A 1,125-nucleotide genomic window follows, 5' to 3' on the forward strand; every position below is an offset into this window, starting at 1 on the left:
TAAAACGCTTAATCCAATCCGGTAATCGGGTCTTTTCTTTCTTGCCAATGAATGGCACCAAAACGGTTTTCAATTTGTTGAGGTCGTAAGGCTTGTAAAGTACATCATCAATACCGATGTCTTGTGTGCGCTCACTGGCAAGGCGAGCATCCTCCGCCGTCACACCGATGATTGGCAGCGATTTGAAACCAGACGCCCTCACATGTTTGATCAGTTCATAGCCATCCATTTCTGGCATATGAAAATCGGTCAGCAGCAACACGACGTTTTCATCTTGGTTGATGTACTCCCAAGCCTCACGACCGTTATTCACAATCACAGGTTCGATACCAAGCTCACGCAGCTGCATTGAAATCACGCTTTGGTTGATTGGGTTATCTTCCGCAACTAATACCGTTCCGAGAATCCACGAAACTTCTTCGGACTTAAGCTCGTCCAACTTGGTCTCTTGCTGCGTTTGGCTAAGCAAATTGAACAGCGCGTCTGGGTATTGAAGCTCTCGCAGCGTGAGGCTACCGAGAATTTCTCGATCATCGCGCAGCATCACACCATCAAAGCCCGCTTCGTTGTCTTGTGCGGCGTAAAGGTTCGCCATACTTCTTGCCAGTGTTGCTGGCTGCATTTTCCATGCGTCACACCACTGACGAATGCTGAGTGGCAATGCCTCGCTGTAAGTCCAGTTCAAACGCACTTCTGGTTCTGAATCACAACGCTCAATTGGCAATTTGACGGTGATCGTCGTACCCAAGCCGAATTGTGAATCGATGCAGAGCACGCCGCCCATACAGTCGATCAATCGGTCAACGATGCTCAGCCCTAACCCTGTGCCGCCATATTTGCGCGTAATGCTGTCATCCGCTTGAACAAACGGGTTGAGAATGCCTTCGAGTTGGCCATCCGTCATGCCAATGCCCGTATCTGCAACTTTCAAAATAAGCTGCTTTTCGTGCAGGATGACACTGATTCCGATCTCGCCTTCTGCTGTGAATTTCACGGCATTTGAGAGCAGATTGGTGGTGATTTGCACTAATCTCAGTGCATCGATTTCAATGAACGCATCCGAAAACGGCTTGATCGTAACTTTGTAATCCAAACCTTTCGCAAGCGCTCTTGGCTCGAAGCTTC

1 protein-coding gene is annotated in these 1,125 nt (G+C 48.7%); it reads right to left on the bottom strand.

Annotated features, from left to right (window positions below; all coding sequences use genetic code 11):
- Positions 1 to 1,125 (bottom strand): ATP-binding protein (locus R7Z78_RS24615; protein WP_169643788.1); only part of this gene is annotated, 1,125 nt, incomplete at both ends.

The organism is Vibrio sp. 1167, assembly GCF_033340375.1.
Lineage (GTDB): Bacteria > Pseudomonadota > Gammaproteobacteria > Enterobacterales > Vibrionaceae > Vibrio > Vibrio alginolyticus.